The 16,093-nt window shown below is 64.6% G+C and carries 22 protein-coding genes; 12 read left to right on the top strand and 10 right to left on the bottom strand.

Annotated features, from left to right (window positions below; translation table 11 throughout):
• Positions 1-32 precede the first annotated feature (32 nt).
• From B9A95_RS14835 to aguB, 6 genes are all read left to right on the top strand, one after another.
• Positions 33-506 (top strand): hypothetical protein, encoded by a 474-nt coding sequence (locus B9A95_RS14835; protein WP_084048030.1) that lies wholly within the window; start codon positions 33-35, stop codon positions 504-506.
• A 76-nt stretch (positions 507-582) separates the two neighbouring features.
• Positions 583-1,608, top strand: a complete 1,026-nt coding sequence (locus B9A95_RS14830) for an agmatine deiminase family protein (RefSeq protein WP_084050745.1) — start codon at positions 583-585, stop codon at positions 1,606-1,608.
• Complete coding sequence (locus tag B9A95_RS37175; RefSeq protein WP_139806809.1) at positions 1,598-1,960, top strand: MBL fold metallo-hydrolase; 363 nt, start codon at positions 1,598-1,600, stop codon at positions 1,958-1,960. The genes B9A95_RS14830 and B9A95_RS37175 overlap by 11 nt, the downstream gene beginning before the upstream one ends.
• A gap of 10 nt (positions 1,961-1,970) precedes the next feature.
• Positions 1,971-2,354 carry an MBL fold metallo-hydrolase gene (locus B9A95_RS14825; RefSeq protein ID WP_342744622.1) on the top strand — a complete coding sequence of 128 codons (384 nt, stop codon included), beginning with the start codon at positions 1,971-1,973 and terminating at the stop codon, positions 2,352-2,354.
• Positions 2,351-3,529, top strand: coding sequence for a GNAT family N-acetyltransferase (locus B9A95_RS14820; protein ID WP_084048028.1), 1,179 nt, complete (start codon positions 2,351-2,353; stop codon positions 3,527-3,529). The genes B9A95_RS14825 and B9A95_RS14820 overlap by 4 nt, the downstream gene beginning before the upstream one ends.
• Entirely contained in the window at positions 3,526-4,410 is an 885-nt protein-coding gene (aguB, locus tag B9A95_RS14815) for an N-carbamoylputrescine amidase (RefSeq protein WP_084048027.1), read from the top strand. Before B9A95_RS14820 ends, aguB begins: the two co-directional genes overlap by 4 nt.
• 979 nt (positions 4,411-5,389) lie before the next feature.
• Here aguB and truA read toward each other — a convergent pair.
• Entirely contained in the window at positions 5,390-6,205 is an 816-nt protein-coding gene (gene truA / locus B9A95_RS14810) for a tRNA pseudouridine(38-40) synthase TruA (protein WP_084048026.1), read from the bottom strand.
• A gap of 89 nt (positions 6,206-6,294) precedes the next feature.
• Between truA and B9A95_RS14805 the strand changes: the two genes are divergently transcribed.
• Together B9A95_RS14805 and B9A95_RS14800 are read left to right on the top strand one after the other, a co-directional pair.
• On the top strand, positions 6,295-7,254 hold the full coding sequence (locus tag B9A95_RS14805) for a LysM peptidoglycan-binding domain-containing M23 family metallopeptidase (protein ID WP_245808315.1): 960 nt from the start codon (positions 6,295-6,297) through the stop codon (positions 7,252-7,254).
• A 56-nt stretch (positions 7,255-7,310) separates the two neighbouring features.
• Positions 7,311-7,553 (top strand): hypothetical protein, encoded by a 243-nt coding sequence (locus B9A95_RS14800; RefSeq protein WP_084048025.1) that lies wholly within the window; start codon positions 7,311-7,313, stop codon positions 7,551-7,553.
• Between the two features lie 759 nt (positions 7,554-8,312).
• Here the strand turns inward: B9A95_RS14800 and surE are convergent.
• On the bottom strand, positions 8,313-9,086 hold the full coding sequence (gene surE / locus B9A95_RS14790; protein WP_084048023.1) for a 5'/3'-nucleotidase SurE: 774 nt from the start codon (positions 9,084-9,086) through the stop codon (positions 8,313-8,315).
• Positions 9,087-9,132: 46 nt separating this feature from the next.
• Between surE and B9A95_RS14785 the strand changes: the two genes are divergently transcribed.
• A complete protein-coding gene (locus B9A95_RS14785; protein WP_139806807.1) occupies positions 9,133-9,438 on the top strand; it encodes a hypothetical protein in 306 nt (101 codons plus the stop codon).
• A gap of 490 nt (positions 9,439-9,928) precedes the next feature.
• Here B9A95_RS14785 and B9A95_RS14780 read toward each other — a convergent pair whose 3' ends face one another.
• Positions 9,929-10,153 carry an XRE family transcriptional regulator gene (locus tag B9A95_RS14780; RefSeq protein ID WP_084048021.1) on the bottom strand — a complete coding sequence of 75 codons (225 nt, stop codon included), beginning with the start codon at positions 10,151-10,153 and terminating at the stop codon, positions 9,929-9,931.
• 136 nt (positions 10,154-10,289) lie between these two features.
• On the opposite strand from B9A95_RS14780, the gene B9A95_RS14775 reads away from it, so the two are divergent.
• From B9A95_RS14775 to B9A95_RS33800, 3 genes are read left to right on the top strand one after another with little or no spacing between them, the layout of a single operon-like run.
• Positions 10,290-10,721: a hypothetical protein gene (locus tag B9A95_RS14775; RefSeq protein ID WP_084048020.1), complete on the top strand. Its 432-nt coding sequence runs from the start codon at positions 10,290-10,292 to the stop codon at positions 10,719-10,721.
• Positions 10,718-10,936, top strand: coding sequence for a hypothetical protein (locus B9A95_RS14770; protein WP_084048019.1), 219 nt, complete (start codon positions 10,718-10,720; stop codon positions 10,934-10,936). The genes B9A95_RS14775 and B9A95_RS14770 overlap by 4 nt, the downstream gene beginning before the upstream one ends.
• The gene (locus tag B9A95_RS33800; protein ID WP_170928658.1) at positions 10,933-11,085 is read left to right on the top strand and encodes a hypothetical protein; all 153 of its coding nucleotides are present in this window, start codon (positions 10,933-10,935) and stop codon (positions 11,083-11,085) included. The genes B9A95_RS14770 and B9A95_RS33800 overlap by 4 nt, the downstream gene beginning before the upstream one ends.
• 5 nt (positions 11,086-11,090) lie before the next feature.
• Here B9A95_RS33800 and B9A95_RS14765 read toward each other — a convergent pair whose 3' ends face one another.
• From B9A95_RS14765 to B9A95_RS32320, 7 genes are all read right to left on the bottom strand, one after another.
• The gene (locus B9A95_RS14765) at positions 11,091-11,303 is read right to left on the bottom strand and encodes a hypothetical protein (protein WP_084048018.1); all 213 of its coding nucleotides are present in this window, start codon (positions 11,301-11,303) and stop codon (positions 11,091-11,093) included.
• A 450-nt stretch (positions 11,304-11,753) separates the two neighbouring features.
• The gene (locus tag B9A95_RS14760) at positions 11,754-12,275 is read right to left on the bottom strand and encodes a hypothetical protein (RefSeq protein WP_084048017.1); all 522 of its coding nucleotides are present in this window, start codon (positions 12,273-12,275) and stop codon (positions 11,754-11,756) included.
• Positions 12,276-12,386: 111 nt separating this feature from the next.
• Positions 12,387-13,007: a glycoside hydrolase family 19 protein gene (locus B9A95_RS14755; RefSeq protein WP_245808314.1), complete on the bottom strand. Its 621-nt coding sequence runs from the start codon at positions 13,005-13,007 to the stop codon at positions 12,387-12,389.
• 128 nt (positions 13,008-13,135) lie between these two features.
• Positions 13,136-13,537, bottom strand: a complete 402-nt coding sequence (locus B9A95_RS14750; protein ID WP_139806806.1) for a hypothetical protein — start codon at positions 13,535-13,537, stop codon at positions 13,136-13,138.
• Entirely contained in the window at positions 13,530-14,003 is a 474-nt protein-coding gene (locus B9A95_RS14745; RefSeq protein ID WP_084048014.1) for a hypothetical protein, read from the bottom strand. Before B9A95_RS14745 ends, B9A95_RS14750 begins: the two co-directional genes overlap by 8 nt.
• Positions 14,003-14,335, bottom strand: a complete 333-nt coding sequence (locus B9A95_RS14740; RefSeq protein WP_084048013.1) for a hypothetical protein — start codon at positions 14,333-14,335, stop codon at positions 14,003-14,005. The genes B9A95_RS14745 and B9A95_RS14740 overlap by 1 nt, the downstream gene beginning before the upstream one ends.
• 1,379 nt (positions 14,336-15,714) lie before the next feature.
• Complete coding sequence (locus B9A95_RS32320; protein ID WP_139806805.1) at positions 15,715-16,086, bottom strand: hypothetical protein; 372 nt, start codon at positions 16,084-16,086, stop codon at positions 15,715-15,717.
• Positions 16,087-16,093: the final 7 nt, after the last annotated feature.

Here is a 16,093-nt window from a genome sequence, read left to right as displayed (position 1 = left end):
AAACAGTTCCCATTCCGCCTATCCTGCGAAATGTGAAAAAGGCTCTGTTCGCGCTGACCCTCAGCCTCGGTCTGTCCTCTGCAGCACAGGCGGCCCCCAGCGTCTACCTCGGCGTGCGGGCGATGGCCGAGTCGCCAGTAAATGTGGGGGTGGGGGCGCAGGTCACCTACGATGTGGGGAGCTACGCCGTGCGCCTGGGGCTGAACGCCAAGAGCATCCTGGGCTTCACGCTGGGCTTTGGGGGCGATGTGGCAGCCCTCTTTCCGCTTTCCGGCAATACCGAAACGGCGGGCCGCGTGCTGGTCGGCGCCGGGGTGGACGTGGAGCGGCACAATGGCGCGCTGACGGTGGTGCGGCCCCACGTCCTCCTAAACGGGGAGTACCGCCTGGCCCGCTTCTTCTCGGTGTTCGGCGAGGCGAGCGTGGGCTACGCGCTGCTCAACAGCAGCTACGACGCCGTGGGCTTTCTCTCCCCTGGCCTGCGCGTGGGCCTCAACTTCCGCTGAGGCCAGGTCTGGTCTAATACGCCTCGTGCGTCACCTCTCTCCTGCTGACCCCACCCCGCAGAGCCTGGGCTTTGCCATGCCCCCCGAGTGGGCCGAGCACGCCGCCACCTGGATGAGTTGGCCGAGTGACGATGACCTGTGGTTCGGCCACCTCGCGGGCGTGCGGGCGGAATACGCCGAACTCGTACGGACCATCGCCCGCTTTGAGCCGGTCCACCTGCTTGTCCGGGACGAGGAAAGCGGGTCCACGGCGCGGGCAGCGCTTCCCGGCAGCACTGCGTCTCCCTTCCCGATCACCCTGCACCGCGTTCCCCTCGACGACGTGTGGATTCGGGACAACGGCCCCCTCTTCATCCGCGACGCGGCGGGGCGGGTGTCGCTCGTCAACTGGCGCTTCAACGCCTGGGGAGGCAAGTTCGAGTGGCAGAACGATGACCGGGTGCCCGAGTACGTCGCAGAAACGCTGGGTCTTCCCCACTGGGACCGCCCCGAGGTGTTGGAGGGCGGTGGGCTGGAGGTGAATGGCGCGGGCGTGGGCCTGACCACCCGCTCGTGCTTACTGACGCCGACGCGCAACCCGGGGCTGGACGAGGAGGGGTACGCCGAACTGCTGCGGAAGACGCTGGGCATCCAGAAACTGCTGTGGCTGGACGGTGGCCTGGAAAACGACCATACCGACGGCCACATCGACACCATCACCCGCTTCGTGGACGGGCGGACCCTCGTCACGAGCGTGGCGCAGGACGAGGCCGACGCCAACTTCTCCGTCATGGCGAAGAACCTGGCCGAGTTGCGCGGCATGGCAGACGTGCACGGCCAGCCCTTCCGCACCGTGGAGCTGCCGCTGCCCGCGAACAGGCTGGAGGGCGCGGAGGGCCGGTTGCCGCCCACCTACGCCAACTTCTACATCGGCAACGGCTTCGTGGCCGTGCCCCTGTACGGCGACCCCAACGATGAGCGGGCGCTGGAGGTGCTGCGGCCCCTGTTCCCGGACCGAGAGGTGATCGGCCTGATGAGCCGCGCGATCATCGAGGGCGGCGGGTCCTTTCACTGCATGACGCAGCAGCAACCGGCGGGAGAGGGGTGGCGGGGTGAGGGCTGAGCGGGGCAGGCCCGTGTTACAACCGGGCGGTCAAGCCTTCCCTCACGCTCCTCGGCCACGCCAGTTTTCAGCTCGCTCTGCCGGCCAGCGAAATCATCCTGATTGGCCCCTGGCTCGCCGAGAACCCACTGCGTCCGCCCTGAAGGACTCTCCCCGGGTGGACCTGATCCTCGTGACGCACGGGCATGAGGACCACTTCGGCGCCGCCTTCGGGCGGCGGAGCGCGGGGCCAAAGTCGCCGTGCCCACCCCCATGCGCTTCTATCTGCTGGAGCGGGGCATCCGGCCCGGCGCGATCGGGCCCATCAACAAGGGCGGCACCATTGAGGTGGCGGGCGTGCAGGTCACCATGATCCACGCGCCCTGCACCACTCGCACATTCAGACGCCTACGGGCCCGACGTGGCCGCACGAAGCCTCCGGCTACGTGGTCCGGAGGCCGGGCGGCCCCACCCTCTCCTTCACGGGCGATACCGGGATATTCGGGGTTATGGCGCTGATCCGCGAGATCTACCGTCCGGACCTGGCGGCGCTGCCCCTCGGGGACCACCACACGATAGGACCGGGAGACGCCGCCCACGCCATTCGCTTGCTGGGTGTGCCCCGCGCCCTGCCGTTCCACTCCGGTCTGATGCCCACGCTGACGGGTACCCCGGAAGCGCTGCGCGAGGCCACGCGGAAGCTTCCAAACCTGCAGGTTCACGCGCAACCGGGTGAAACCCTGTCCCCGAAGGGCTTGAAGGCGTGAGCACGCTGCCTCTCGGCGGCGTCTACGAGGCCCGCTCCATCTCGTTTGAGACGTACCATGACGCCTGCGCCCGGCTGGAGGACCGCATCTTCGGCGGCAACTGGCTGTATGCCTTTGGCCCGGCCACCAAGCCTCCCCCACCCCTCGGGGAGACGTTTCAATGGGGGCTATACCGCGGAGAGGAGTTGATCGGCTGGCACCACGCCCACGCGCGGGACGGGCGCACGGTGTATATGGCCGACACGGGGATTTTGCCGGAGCACCAGGGGCACGGCCTGTATACCCGCCTGTTGCCCCTGGTGCTGGAGACCTACCGGGAAGCGGGCTACACACTGGTGCACAGCCACCACCGCGCCACCAACAACCGCGTCGTCGTGCCCAAGCTGCGTGTGGGCTTCTCCATTCAGGGTCTGAACCTGTACGAGGGCGGCCTGAATGTGGCCCTGACCCTCAGCCTGGACGAGACCTACCGTGAGTCCATGCACGTCCGCAGCGGGCTAAAACAGGCGAGCGGCGAGGCGGCGAGGCGACTGGGCCTCTCACTGATGGCGGGGAGAGAAGGGACAGAGGCGGCGATTCCCTCTGTTTCCCTGCCCCTGCCGGAAGAAGCCGGCAAAGGGCAGGACCTGGGCGGCGGGTACAGCCTGCACCGGGTTCCCTACGAGACTTATCTGGGCGTCTATCACCAGCTTGCAGGCGCCGCCTACACCTCGGTGTCCTTCGATTGGCAGGCCCCCACCCCGTTCCCCGCACCCGAGGTCCCGCGTTACACCTGGCTCGTCGCGCACGCGGGCGAGGTGGTGGGCTGGCACTTCTCCCGGCGATGGGACGCGCGGACGGCCTATATGGTCAACACGGCGTTTCTGCCCGCGCACCGGAGGCAGGGCCTCTACACCCGGCTGCTGCCCCTCGTGCTGGGGACGCTGGAGACCCAGGGTTACCGGCTTGTCCGCAGCCACCACCACGCCACCAACAATGCGGTCATCCTTCCCAAGCTGCGCGCGGGCTTTTGCCTGCAAGGGCTCGAGGTGGACGATCACGGGGTGATGGCGGTCCTGATTCGCGCCTTCGACCCGGTTTACCAGGACTACATGGACCTTCGCAGCGGCCTGACCCGTCCCAAAGGTGAGGCGGCCCGCCGCATCGGGCTCCATTTGAGCGAGGATGAGGCATGACCCAGACCGTGAATCTCGCCGTGGTCCAGATGCACATGACTGACCAGCTCGAAGACAACGTGACCCGCGCCGAGGTCCATGTGCGCGAGGCCGCGCGGCAGGGCGCGCAGGTGGTGCTGCTGCCCGAACTGTTCGAAAACCTGTATTTCTGTCAGGTGGAGCGCGAGGAATACTTCGAACTCGCGCACCCCCTGACAGAGCACCCCTTCGTGGGCCGTTTTCAGAACCTCGCCCGCGAACTCGGTGTGGTGCTGCCCCTGTCGTACTTCGAGCGTGCGGGGCAGGCGCACTACAACTCGCTGGTGTGCATCGACGCGGACGGCTCCGTGCTGGGCAACTACCGCAAGACGCACATCCCCGACGGCCCTGGGTACGAGGAAAAGTATTACTTCGCCACCGGCGACACCGGCTTCAAGGTGTGGCCGACGCGCTTCGGGCAGGTGGGCGTGGGCATCTGCTGGGACCAGTGGTATCCGGAAACGGCGCGTTCCCTCATGCTGCTCGGCGCGGACTTCCTGCTGTATCCCACCGCCATCGGCACCGAGCCGGCCGAGGTGGAGACGCCCAACAACTACCAGATGTGGCAGCGGGCCATGCAGGGCCACGCGGTCAGCAACTCCACCTATGTCGGCTCGTGCAACCGCGTCGGCGTGGAGCGGGTGGGGGACCTGACCCAGACGTACTACGGCCACTCCTTCATCACCGACTACACCGGCGAGATCGTGGCCGAGTTCGGCGAAACGGAGGAAGGAGCCATCTCGCACACGCTGAACCTGACCGAGGCCAGAAAGTTCCGCGCGGGCATGGGCTTTTTCCGTGACCGACGCCCTGAGCTGTACGGCACCTTGCTGACGACAGACGGGGTGACGCGGCGCATCTGAGTGGAAAAAGCACGGCTGATAAGACGTTCGGTTCTTCAGTTGTTGCGTCGCTGCTGAACCCAAGCGGAGCGAGCAGGAACAACGGTAACGGATAGGAGTGGAAGTGGAAAGACTGTAACGGACTGCCCGGAAACCGTATGGGCGATCTGGCCGACGCCTTCCTGCCCTGTCCTCCCCTACCCTGCGCCACGGACGAGGTTGCGGGTGACCACGGGGCAGGACCGTAAACACCTGCGGCTTAGCCGGGGCAGCAGCCAACTGGAATTTGGGTGCAAGAACTCGCCACCCGCTTTTTGCCTGCCCCTCCCGCCACGGTGCTGGATGTGGGCGGTGGCGCCGGGCCCTACTCTCGCGCGGCTCGCTCCGCCATCTGCTCGGCGCGATGCCCCTGCACATCGGGCGGGTCCGTGCTGCCCCACACCAGAGCATTGGGGAGAATGGCGGGCTCGCTCAAAAAGAAGTCTGCACTTTGACAGATGCTCTAAACGCGTTGGCCTCTGTGCGGGTGGGGATGCCCGCGCCCCGCTCTCCACAGACGCCTGCGCCGATGCCACCCGGCTGCAGGAGGGAGCCTGACGTACCACCTGACCGGGCGTGAGGACCGGCTGCGGGCGCTGAGGGAGATGCCGGCGGGGCCTGCGACCGGGCGGGATGCTGCTCGCCGCATCACCCGCACGGCGAGCACGCTGACGGGGCCTGCTGACCCGAATAGACGCTGACGAACGCTTTCGGCAGATGCGGGACCGGACGCTGGAGGGCGGCCTGCATGACCCACCGGACGGAGCGCGTACTTCCACCGCCCGAAGAGCTGCGGCAGGAGGTGGAGGAGGCGGGTTTCAGCCCGTGCGTACGCGGTGGAGGGCCAGGGCAGCACCGTCCCCGACTTCGAGGAATGCTGGAACGATCCCGGGCGGTGGGAGCGCCTGCTGGAGTCGGTGCGCCGAACTGAGGAGGACCCTTCCCTCTTCGGCGTCAGCGCTCACCTGCTGGCCGTCTCGTCAAAGCCCCCGTAGGTCGCGCCCGTGAAGGTCAGGCCGTGGGCAGGCACATTCGCTCCAGCCCGCGCCCGCTTGCGTCCGGCGAGGATGTTCGAAACTTCCTCCGGCCTCAGCCTACCCTGCCCCACGAGGAGCAGCGTGCCCACCAGCCCGCGCACCATGTGGCGCAGGAAGCTCTCGCCCGCCACGCGGACCTCGTACAGCTGCCCGCATGGAACGGGGTCGGTGGGCACCACCTCCAGCACCCTGACCTCACGCACGGTCTGCCGGTCTTCCTGGGTGGCGAAAGCGGCGAAGTCGTGGGTGCCGAGCAGCCACACCGCCGCCGCGTTCATGGCGGGCACGTCCAGGGGGCCGGGAAGATGCAGCGCCCGCCCGGTCCAGAGGGGATGGCGCTGGGGCGCGCAGAGCAGCTGGTAGGCGTAGCGCCGCTCGGTGCAGGAAAAGCGGGCATGAAAGCCGGGCGGGGCGGGTACGGCCTCCAGCACCGACACGCTGGGAGGCAGGTGTGCGTTCAGGGCACGGGCCAGCCGGGGCAACGGCACGCGGAACGTTTCCGGCACGTCCACATGGGCGGGCATCGCCGCAGCGTGAACGCCCGCGTCCGTCCGGCCAGCCGCCACGGCCCTTGCCGCGTCCTCAGCGCCCAGGCGCAGGAAGGCGGCGCGTAGGGTGTCCTGCACACTGGGCGCGTTCTGCTGGGCCTGCCAGCCCGCATAGTCCGTGCCGTCCCAGGCAAGCAGCAGGCGAAGGCGAAGGAAGCCGGGGGGCGGAGCGAAGCGGAGCGGAGCCGTCATCTCCTCAGGGTAGCGGGGGGAAGAACGGCCTCACTCGATGAAGACGGCTTCACATAAAAAGAAATGCTTACACCTTTAAGCTAAGGCGCGTGAATTCCGTCCTCATCCGGCGCTCCTCCGAGTCCTGGGCACGATCTGCCTTCCTGAAGCAGGGTCTGCGAAAGGAGCTGGCAACAGCGGCCCTGGTGCTGGCCGGTTCGCTCCTCGGGAGTTGGGGAAGCGCCGCCACATCCTACCGGGTGCAGCCGGGCGACAACCTGTCCTCCATCGCGGGGCGAGCGGGAGTGAGCGTCTCGGCTTTGCGGGCCGCCAATCCGTCCCTACGAAATGCCGATCAGGTGCGCGCCGGAGTGACGCTGATGGTGCCCAACCGCCAGCTTCCCGGCAAGACCTACCGCGTCAGAAGCGGAGAAAACCTGACCGTGATCGCCCACCGAAGCGGCATGACGGTGGGGCAGTTGCTGCGTGCCAATCCTCAGCTCCAGGGCGGGCGGCTGCTGCGCGCGGGAGCCGTCCTTCAGATTCCGGGGCGCACCGTCGCGGCGCGGATAGGGAATGGTCAGGGGGGCGAGCGGCCCGAGGTGCAGGCCAGCCGCCCGGCACGGGGAAGAGGCGCAACGGTCCGGCCCGCATCTATCCGCGTCTCGGTGGGTCCCGCCGCCTCCGGGTGGCTGTGGCCCGTGGCGGGGCACGCCTACATCAGCAGCGGCTTCGGGGACCGGACGCTGGAGGGCGAGCACGAGATGCACTACGGGGTGGACATCGTGGCCCCCGAGGGCACCCCTGTGCGCGCCGCACGCGCAGGCCGGGTGCTGGAATCCCGCGCTGACTTCGCGCGCGGCTGGGGCTGGACCGTGGTAATGGAGCACGAGGGCGGCTGGATCACCCGCTACGCGCACCTCAGCCAGAACTTGGTGCGGGCGGGCGAGTACGTGACCCGGGGCCAGACCGTCGGGCGCGTGGGCAGCACCGGCCGCAGCACTGGCGCGCACCTGCACTTTGGGACCTACCTGCGGTGGAACCCCAGAGACCCGCTGGCGCTGTACTGAGGGGCAGCCAGCATCGGCGGTCAGAGGGGCCTGGGACAGGGCGGTAGCCTGAGGGCATGACGCCTCATCCCACCACCATCCACTACGCCGAGGTCAGGGGGGTGGCGGCGGAGACAGCGCTGCGTGCCTTTCTTGATGCCCTCCCCATCCTGCCCGGCTTTCTCGGAGCAGCGTTGCTCGTGAGCCCTGACCAGCCGGACCTGGCCCTCGTCGCCAGCCGCTGGGCGGGGGAAGTGCCGCCCTTGCCCCTGCCCACAGATGCGCGGGCCTGGACCTTCAAGGTCCGCGAGGCCCGCTAGAAGCTGCCAAGAACACGATGCAAAAGTGGGCGAAGTTTGTTGGAGAACAAAACGCAAGCCGTGAGGAAATAAAATCCGATCAGCGCGGTTGGAAGTCGTTCGAGATCCCGCCCTGGAGCATGCGTCAAAGTGCGGACTTCTTTTTGACCGAGTCCAGCAAGCGAAATGCGCCCTGGGAGAATGAAGCCGTGAGGGGCGCCCTTGCACTCACAGCGCAATTTGGACAAGGACTCAAAAGGTCTTATTGGTACGCCGTTGGGTCTGAAAGTGCTGGCGAGGAACACAGTGGATTCCCACTCTTTCCGTACCGCGCTGACCCCAGAAACACGGGCGCCATCCATCAGGTTCCTGCCAGTCAACGGAGTACCACGGCCACCGATCACAAGAGCGGCAAGTCCACTGGTTTTTCCGCGTTCTACACGGGAAAACAGGCGCAGCCCGTGTGCTGTCCAACAGGAGATACTCGGCGGTAAACCAACGGTGTGCCTGTTGGCGCACTGTCTCCGGGGCTGGGAAATCATGGGGGAGCTACGCCCACTGCGCTCCCGTCCGTGCCTTCCACATCAGGGCGTTTAAAACATCCCGGATGGGGTAGTTCCGCTGCCGAGCATCCTCAGGGCTCAGGAGCAGGTAGGGCAACCGAAAGCCGGTACGTGTCGCCGTCTACATCGCTGGGGCAGCCACGCCGCTTCACCCCATCATTCTGCTCATTCCAAAACCCGTACTGTGACGGCCAAGCCGTGAGCTGCATCCCCAGCCCTACACCTCCGGCACATAGCCTGCGACCGTTTCCAGTAGGTCGCGGGCTGTCAGGTCCAGGCGCACGGGCGTCACGCTGATGTAACTTGCGTTTACTGCGCCGTAGTCGGTCTCCAGGTCATGCGCGTCGGGGGCCTGGCTGGTGCCCGCAACCCAGTGGTACTCGCGGCCCTCGGGATCCTCGCGGGTCACGATGCTGTCTTCCCAGCGGTGCTCGCCCACCCGCGTGACGCGCACGCCCTGGGCCGCTCCAGCAGGAAAGTTGACGTTGAGCAGCACCCTGGGCGGCAGGCCCTGGCGCAAGACCTCGCGGGCCAGTCGGGCGGCGTAAGTCGCGCCGGGGCCAAAGTCGTATTCGCCTCCGGGTGCGCCCTGCTGGCTGAAGGCGATGGATGGGATGCCCAGCGCCAGCCCCTCAATCGCCGCCGCGACGGTGCCCGAGTGCGTCAGGTCGTCGCCCAGGTTGGGGCCGAGGTTGATGCCGCTGACCACCAGATCGGGCCGCCCGAGCAGGTGAACGCCCAACACCACGCAGTCGGCGGGGGTGCCGTCCACCCGGTAAGCAGGCACGTCCCCAAAGCCCGCCGAGGCCGTGTGCTTGAAACGCAGGGGCCGCCGGATGGTGATGCCGTGACCGACCGCCGACTGCTCGACATCTGGGGCGGCCACCACCACGTCGCCCACCGCAGCCATCGCCAGGGCCAACGCCTTGATACCGGGGGAGAAAATACCGTCGTCGTTGGCCACGAGAATGAGACTCTTTTTCTTCGTCATCCCCTCAGCCTACCCCTGCCCTTCAGTCTCTCGTTACAATTACGTCATGAACAAAAGAATCCTCATACGCTTTGTTCCACCCGCACCGATTAAGGTTCCCAACGGTCCGAAGAGCACGCGGCTACGGACCTGGAAGGTGGACAAGCTAATCGGCTTCCTGCAGGAGGGACTGGAACCGATGATGGGCGAGGCGTACCCGGATGTGGAGTTCGAGGTAGTAGAGGCCCGGGCCCAGGAGATCCGGTTCGATGGGTGGAAGCCGGAGAAGCCGGGCGACGTGCGCAAGGCCATCGGCGAGATGATGGGGAACGTGATGGAAGGGATCGAGGCGGAAGAGTACTTGGAAGACTGAGGTTGTCCACAACACCATCCATAGGCTGTGGAGAACCACGGTCCTTTGTGGATCCTTAGAAGTCCTTTAGCTGGGTGAAGGATTAGTCTTCGTTTCTTTTCTCCTGTTTCGCTCAAATCCTCACAGCCCTACGACTCGCCCTCCCGTAAACTTTCATCACGCGGATGCGGAGCAAGCCTCCAACACGTGCGGACGCGATAAAAGAAGCCCCCTGCGACGAGGGGGCGTTTTTCATTCCGCCAGCTGGGTCTATAACTCACGCAGAGAAGGCTTCATGGAGCTTACTCGGGGATATAGAAAACCGTTTTGCCAGGGTCGCGCCGAATCAATCCGAGGCTAATAAGTGCCTTGGGTGCAGCGTCGCGAATCTTGGAACCGTTCAGCGTGTAATAAGCGGATTTCTTGATGGATGTGGGGAAGACAAGTTCAAGTACCCCGCCTGCCCGAATGGCTTCCAGTAGTTCTTGCTGGGATGGTGAGAGAGAGTCAGTCATTGCCGGCCCTTGGGCTGCACCATGAGCTCTAGGCCTAGAACTTCTAGCAAGTCCACCAAGCTTTGGGGTACGCGCCCCCGGCGTCCGCTGAGGAGGTCTGCCACGCTGGGCTGCTTCACGCCAAGTCTCTGTGCGAGTTCATTTTGCGTGACCTTTTGTGCTTGGATCGCCTTTCGGATGGCGGCCCGAATTTCGTGATCAGTGGGGGTTAGGTCATCCATGGCTTTAGTTTAATCGGCGTTTCGCCTATTGACAACTATCGGCACATTGCCTATTATTACTTTAGCAGAGAAGGGCGCCAACCCCGCTAAGAGAAGCGCCCTTCCTGACTCCCTAGCACCTAGCACAAGGAGCACCATGAACATTACCACCCCGCGCGCCAAGACCATCACCTACAAGGCCCGCGTTGCCGACGTTGAGTACGGCGTGATCCGCAGCGTCACTACCCACTTCGTGACGCTGACCCGGGACCACAGCGGCAACCTGAGCGCGATTGTGGACGGCGAGAACATGGACTTCGTGGAGGCCTCCCGCCTGCTTGACCGCGCTTCCCAGGTCGAGAAGATTGAGGAAGTCATCCTCCCCGTTCCGGCTCCCATCGGGAACCCCGCGGCTCACCAGCTGCACCGCACCCTCGGCGGCCTGGGCTACCGCAACCACTACGCGCTGGCCAGTGAGGTCCTGGGCCGCACGGTGACCAGCTTGGCCGCCCTGACGGCGGAGGATGCGGCTACGGTGCGCAGCTACGCCTTCGGGCAGCTCGGCCTGGCGACGGAGGTGGCGGCGTGAAGCAGCTTGAGTTGATGGGCATGACCCTCTCCGGCTGGAAGGCCGGAGGCATGGTTCACCTCGCGGCGGCCGTCGATGGAGTGGATGCGGAGGTGCGCGCCTCCCTCCTCGCGGCGCTGCTCGAGTTGAAGGGCATGACGGTGGAGGTGGCACCGTGCTGGGCCACCGACGGGAGCGTGATCTTCGTGAACGTGAATGCCGAGGTGACCGCGTGAGCCAGGCGCGGGACATGAGCGGGCGGTGCTGGGCGGGCCGGACCGGTGCCTTCCTGATCGCCTGGGATGCGGTCCAGTACCAGCGAGACCTGTGCCGCGTCTCCCCTACCTACCGCGCGGCACGTGGAACTTGGGGCGGGCTGGCGTGAAGGGTTCAAAGCAGGAAGGCCACGAAAAAACACAGGCCCGACAGCAGGGACAATCCCCAGAGGGCATACCGGACCATGGAACCGCGAAGGAACAACGCCAGGCCCAGAAGGAAGAAAGCCAAGGCCAACGCGCCTAGGAGCAGCACGGGGACGGACATCGGCTCAGTGTGAAAATTGTGACCAACCAGTATTTCTGTCCGGTATTGACGCCCGTTCATCTAATTCTCCGGCAGGCCCTCGCTTCATTAAAAAAGGCCCTACCCCGCCGACTTGCAGGGATGGGGTTCTATTTCAGGGGCTGTGGACCTGAAGTTGTGCACAGGCTGTGGATAAGGTTGTGGACAAAAAATATACCCTTGGTTATGTCTTAACTGAAGGCAGTAAAACAAGCCCCACCCGCCGCGAGGCAAGGTGGGGCGCTTTGGTCTTGCTTAGGCGAGGTTGCGGATGACAGCCATGTTGGTGCTCGGGTTGTTCTGTTGCTCAACAGCGGCGGCAGTGCCTACCAGGGTGAGAGCGAAGACGGTCAGAATCAGTTTCTTCATGCTGTACCTCCTGAGGTGAACTCGAAGTCACTGTATGAAGAAGTTCACGTTTCCGTTGCCGCACATGCGCATACCCCCGATGGGGGTATGAAGGTGCTCACGACAACGTGAGTTGTCCGACACCTACCGCTTCTTCATCACTGCCCGATACAGCGCCTCGAGTCCTGCAACAGCGCCAGCCTTGAGCGCCGGTGCGAACGGGCGGACCCAGCCGGGCAGCAGGGGCACCGCGTACCGGTCGAACACCACGCCGAAGATCAGAACCACCAGGGCGTCGGCGCTCTTGCCTTTGACCAGCGGCGCACCGTCGCGCACGGCCAGGCTCACCACTCCGGCCACCGTGGTGGCGAGGGACAGGGCCTCGGGGAAGCTCAGCTTTCGGTCACCGAGCGCGGCCTTGATCTGATCAATGCCACCCACCACCTGGGGCAGCAGGCGCGTGAGCAGCGCGGCCAGGTCTGAGTCCCCGAGCGGTGCAGGCGGGAGAGGTGTGGGTGGCGGCACGAGTTTGGGCAGGGTTGGGATGCCCTCAGGGGTCCGCTGAGGCGTGATCGGCGCAGGGGGTGCGGAGAGAATGACAGTGCCCGCCTTGCGGCGGGCTTCGAGGATGGCTTTCACGAGGTCAGAGCCAGCAGGAGGGGTCATGAGGTGCTCCTAAAAGGACACAGCCCCGCGGTGGGCAGGGGCTGGCGAGAAGGGGGCAACGGAATTGCGGAAGAGGATCCAGGAACTTGTAACGCTGTTGCGCGCCGCGCCTTACTTCGCGCGCTCGAGCACCAGGTCCCCGTTCTGCCGACGCCAGACCTTCAGACCTTCGTAGGTCCAGGGTCCACCCGGCGCGGGATACACGAGGCGCAGTTGCTCGACCAGTTCTTTGTTCAGGTCTACCCCGCCGTACTTCGTGGGCTGGCCGTTCCACAGCACTTCCTTCCCGCCCCCGTCGATCAGGAACACGCGCCCCGCTTGGGCGGGCTGGGAGGCCAGGAAGGTGCTGGCGAGGCCGTAATACCGCTCCCGGTCCGCTAGGCCGTTGTACCCGCCGTTGATCCGCCGCGTGATTTCCCGGAAGTCGCCCTGATCGGCGTAAGCGTTCAGGCCCCGGTCCGTCCAGTAGGCTGCCGCGAGTTTCGCTGCCACATCTGCACGCGCAGCAAGGTCCGGATTCCCTTCCAGGTCCAGACCCAACTTCTGCCCAAATCTGCGGTAGTTATGGCGCCCGGTGAGCTGAATCCAGCCACGGCCCCGGTAGCGGTACCCGTCGCCCTTCTGGGTGTTCCCCAGGTCCGCCCGGCCTTCGTACCGCCGCTGCGCGTCCGTGGGTCCCCAGATCTCCTCGCTGTACTGGAAAGCGCAGGACTCGTGGGCGAGCTGCGCCACGAAAGCAGCGGCACGTGCCGGGGTAGTAATCCCTGCAGGGATAGCTGCCGTCTGAAGGCCTTGGGCAATCTCGGTAGCACGGGCAGGAGCAAGACGGGGGCAGAGTGTGTTCAGAAGTTGTGCCGTGATCATGTAGGACCTCCGCCGCCCTCCGGCGGCGTGCTGTAAGGGACAGGGGCCAATCCACCCGGTTCGGGCGGCCAGACGGTTCGGGGGTCCACGTTGTGGGCTTGCTCCAGAAACTCCACCCGGATGCGCGCCTGATCGCGCTGGTAACGCATTGAATGCACCAGGTCGAGCGCCCGTTCCAACTCGGACTCCATGCGCTCCATTCCCTCGGTCAGGGTTTCCACTTGGGCTTTGAGCTTGGCGACTTCCCCCGCGAGGTTGGCTTTTTCCGCGTCGCCTACTTTGCCGCTGCGCACCTCGCGCACCAGCATGGCCAGCCCGTAGAAGAAAGCGAGGATCATGGCGGCCGGACCGCCCTTGGTTACGATGCTGACCAGTTGACCCAGGTCCACGCTATCCATCCTCCCGCTCCCGGCCGTACTCGCCGACTTTGGCCAGCCAGCGCAGCCACCTGGGAGGGCGTGAGACCAGCCGCCGCCACCACACCCGCTCACTTTGCCAATACACGACCGTGCGGGCCCACAACACGGTGCTGATGGCGGCAAGGATGAAATGGGTCGTGACAGCAGTGGTTAGGCCTACACCTGCCGCGAAAGCTGTCCCCGCCGCTGCGAAGTAGATGCCGCTGACGGCGTGTGCCAACATCCGCCAGCCGCTAGAACGGGAAGTGAACAGGAGCCCCAAGGTCACGAGGAAGGCCACCCAGCCCCAGACGGGCCAGGGGCAGATGGCGGTGAATCGGCTGTAACTGGGCAGCAGTTCCGGGAGGTGAGGCCGGTGATAGACGGTGAAGGCCCAGCCGAGTTGAACGGCCGCAGTGATGTTGGTGGGGTGCAGGGGGTCCCAACGTCCGAGCAGGATCGGCATCAGCGCACCCCCAGTCGCTGCCACGTGCGGCCGTCCAGGGTGTAGCTCAGGCGGTGCGTGAAGACCCAGACCCGGACAATCTGTCCCACAGGGATGGTGCTGGGCTCACCGATGACGCTGCCAGTACGGCGATTCTCCTTGCGGACTTTGGCCGGGCGTGTGCAGCCGGGAGCGGGCCAGATGACTGCCTGATAACCGATGGGTGTCACCTGATCGCGGTAAACGGTGGGTGTGCAGTAAAGCGCCTGTGGAGGCTTGAGCGGTAGGGCGGCGAGGGGAAGAGCAAGGGTGCCCCCGATGAGTAGGAGAGCGAGGAGCAGGGATCGGAGCATGGGCACCTCTTCTCCCGGCAAACGAGAACCCGCCCAGGGCCGGGGCCTGAGCGGGCGGGATAAATGGGGTTGGACTATCGCAGAAGGAAAGGCAGCATTGCCAAGGTAATGAGGAAGGCGACAAGGATTACAAGGGAGAGGGCAAAGCCTTCGCTCTGCTCAATTCGCCGAAGCAGCCAGAAAGCAATACACTTCACAGCCTTAGTTTAGTAAATCTTACTTTTACATAAATATATCCTTCATATTTAAAGATACGTAAACCAATTCAATGTAGGCACCCCGTTTAGATTTAGGAAGTGAATGTGTTCTACCACGGAGACCAAGTCGTTCTAGAAGAAGGCGAGCAGGAGGTTCGCCTCGTTCGTTGCGTAGATCGGTATACCCACATAGCGAACTACAAGACGTGGCCTGTAGAGGAACACGTGGAAATCTGGGAAACAGCGGCCGGTGTGGCATACCGTCTCAGCGTTCGCAAGGGACCAGGGAGTTCTTGGCACGCGAACCTTTGGGGCTGAACATTGGGGTAGCGTGTCCCCTTCTCGCTCGCGGCCAACGGGAACCCCACCGCGCCGGGGACGGTGGGGAATGAAAAACCCCCGCGCAGGGCGGGGGCAGTGGATGTTTGAGGTGATTTAGCCTTCGCAGCCAAAGGCGCGCATCACATCGTCAAAGTCAATGGGACGTTGCGCCTGAAGAGGTCTCACAGGCTGGTGTGCCTGTTCCCGAACCACCACGCTTGCTTGAACAGCAGGCGCAGCGGGAACCGGGCGGTGGACTGCCATCGCTAACCGCTGGAAGGGGTTGGGGAACTGAATCATGGCTTCAGGTTGACAGCCCAAATATAAAAAAATCGCAAAACGCGCGCGGAACACCTTTATAAGTAGGAAAACGGTAAATCCCCCAGGGTAGGCACCTGGGCGGGGATGAAAAACCCCCGCGTGAGGCAGGGGCAGTGGGATTACTCGTCTTCGACGATCAGGGGCTCAGAGCGGCGGAGGAATGCAGCCAGTCCCAGGACAGCGAGAACGAGTGCATTGAATCCACCCCAAGCCATCAGGCTGGAGGAGATGTATTCCATTGGTGTATTAATAATACCTTAATCCCCTATCGCTTTTCTTACACCTCCTCTCCCGACGCGAAGAGAGAACCCGCCCAGGGCCGGGGCCTAAGCGGGTGAAAAGGCGTGTCACATTAATGTGACAAGTTGCACATTATGTTGAGACATGAGACTGGTTCGCGCGAATGACGCTGGGGTGGAATTGGAGGTGGACGGGGAAGTTTTATGGAGCACCTACCGTATCGACCGGTACGTCAAGCCCAAATCCTGGCTCAGACCACGCGAAGAAGTTGAGATTTGGGAGATGGCAAATGGACGGCAGTTACGGTTGAGCCGTGTGCATTCTTCTCAACCCTGGACTCTCCGCTGGAAATAGCTGGCCGATACGTTCTGGTGTCAGACCGTCACGCTGAACGCAGGTAGAGGAAGCCCATACGTCAGCCCAGTGGGCACCGTCAGACCACGCACTGGTCATCCAGACGTTCGCGCTGCCGTCCCCCGAGGCGTTCAGGACCAGGCGGCCGTTCTCGGTGGTCAGGATGTCCACTGGCTCGGGATCGTCGAGGGCATAACGCAGCTCCATGCGGGCGGTGTGAGTGGGCTGAATGGCCCGGTCTGCGGGGTAGGTGACCTGCAGCGGATAGTCCACGCTCTGGTGCAGGCCGTGTGCGGGGGTCAGGGTGAGTTCGAGCATGGCACCT

Origin of the sequence: Deinococcus hopiensis KR-140 (assembly GCF_900176165.1) — a bacterium.
GTDB lineage: Bacteria > Deinococcota > Deinococci > Deinococcales > Deinococcaceae > Deinococcus > Deinococcus hopiensis.
The sequence above is the reverse complement of the archived record's forward strand: the minus strand, read 5'-3'. Positions and strand labels throughout refer to the sequence as shown.